The sequence below is a fragment of the Allomuricauda sp. CP2A genome (genome assembly GCF_001683915.1).
In the GTDB taxonomy this organism is placed as follows: domain Bacteria; phylum Bacteroidota; class Bacteroidia; order Flavobacteriales; family Flavobacteriaceae; genus Flagellimonas.
Genome location: NZ_LXTT01000159.1, coordinates 1 through 1,894, shown reverse-complemented (window position 1 = coordinate 1,894; position 1,894 = coordinate 1). Strand labels below are relative to the sequence as shown.

At 41.3% G+C, this 1,894-nt stretch carries 2 protein-coding genes; both read left to right on the top strand.

From position 1 onward, the window contains the following. Positions 1-91 precede the first annotated feature (91 nt). Complete coding sequence (locus tag A7D14_RS18145) at positions 92-784, top strand: Tat (twin-arginine translocation) pathway signal sequence containing protein (protein WP_067037669.1); 693 nt, start codon at positions 92-94, stop codon at positions 782-784. A gap of 104 nt (positions 785-888) precedes the next feature. Continuing rightward, entirely contained in the window at positions 889-1,701 is an 813-nt protein-coding gene (locus A7D14_RS18140) for a sulfite exporter TauE/SafE family protein (protein ID WP_067037668.1), read from the top strand. The last annotated feature ends 193 nt before the right edge of the window (positions 1,702-1,894 follow it).

Sequence of the window (1,894 nt, the reverse complement as noted above, 5' to 3'; positions counted from 1 at the left end):
ATTTTCCATTGGTTCAACATCAATTGGGGCCTTTTCAACCTATTATGGAGTATTACAAAAAGCAATTTAATTTAATTAAAAATCAGTAGTCATGAAAAATCATCAATCATCTAGACGAATGTTTATTGGAGCAATGGCTCTTGGAACAACCGCCAGTACAATGGCAGCGGTAACGGGTCCATTACGCCCATGGTATTCAAAACTTTCAGAAGCGGAAAATGAAGCTGCGGAAGTTGGGGAAGCCGAAGCTTGGTTCAAAAAAATCAAAGGTACACACCGTACCGTATTTGACGGTTCCATGCCACATGACGGGTTACCTGTTATCTGGAATTGGGCCTATTATCTGAGCAATAATGAAACAGGATCTCCCGACAGTGACATTACGGCCATGACCGTTCTTAGACACGATGCCATTCCTTTTGCATTGCATTCCGATGTTTGGAAAAAATACAAGCTTGGTGAAGTCTTTAAAATAAATGACAATGCCACACAGAAGCCTTCACTTCGCAACCCGTATTTTGAACCACAGGAAGGCGATATGCCCATGCCCAGTATTGATGGCATAAAGCGTATGCAAGAACGTGGGGCCATGTTCTGTGTATGTAACCTTGCCATAATGGTATACTCAGGTATTGTGGCCCAAAAAATGGGATTAGATCCAACAGAGGTGTATAACGAATGGGTAGATGCCGTCCTTCCCGGGATCCAATTGGTTCCTTCGGGGGTATGGGCACTAGACCGTGCACAAGAGCATGGGTGTTCCTACATCTACGCTGGAGGATAACTATTTCTTCGGGCAATATCATAAACTTTAAAGGGGCTATACATGGATAGCCCCTTGGGTTTTTATGTGCGCCATTTTCAACTTCAAGAGAAAAACACTCATCAATGGAAACATTCCAACTTATTGGATATGTGGGTGCATTTGCCATAGGATTGATCATGGGATCTACGGGCAGTGGAGGATCGGCAATGGCCGTTCCCATATTCAATTATTTGTTCTTAATGGATATGCACTCTGCTACCGCCCATTCCTTATTTGTAGTGGGGATGTCCGCTTCGGCAGGTGTGCTGCTCAATGTAAGAAAACAGCGCATGGACTGGCAATTGGCCCTACTTTTTTTAATTCCCATGGTTGTAACGGTATTTCTGGTACGCAAGTTCTTATTGCCTTCAATTCCTCCTGTACTGTATTCTATACATGATGGCCTCATCATTACTAGGGACTTGGCCATAATGGTGTTCTTTAGTGCATTAATGGCCTTGGCCGCAATACACACCATAAAAGATGCGAAGAAAAAATCACCGACACCATCCAAATCCAAACAGCATTACTTTCCCATTCTCTTGTTCGGCATAGGGATTGGCATCATAACGGGGATAACAGGTACCGGGGGCGGATTTTTGATTGTTCCCGTGTTGATCCTCTTCTTACGGCTTCCTATAAAAAGAGCCATTGCCACATCGCTTATAATCATAGCCCTAAAATCTTTTATAGGGTTTATTGGGGATATGGGAAGTATTGAGATAAATTGGATATTGTTGCTCAGTTTCTCTGCCATTTCCTTAACGGGAATGGCCATAGGCATACACAGTTCCCATCTCATTCCCGAAAAAAGTTTAAAAAAAGGGTTTGGTTATGTGGTATTGTGTATTTCAGTGCTTGTGCTTTTCAGGGAGCTGGCACAGTTTATTCAATGATTGAACGTACTTTCCAAATTTTTAGGGAAGGCTACACTTTATTTCAAAACATATTATTTTCCTAAAATTGCAATTGCCCAAATATCTTCCGCCTATATTATCATATTCATTAAATTTTAATGAATATTTTGCCGATATATAGGAAAGCGATAGGTTTTATCCGAAATGCAATTGGTTTCTTTCCATTAATATA

Excerpts from the sequence above, each read along its gene's own strand:
- A7D14_RS18145 (WP_067037669.1), top strand. The coding sequence starts at position 92 with ATGAAAAATCATCAATCATCTAGACGAATGTTTATTGGAGCAATGGCT.
- A7D14_RS18140 (WP_067037668.1), top strand. The coding sequence starts at position 889 with ATGGAAACATTCCAACTTATTGGATATGTGGGTGCATTTGCCATAGGA.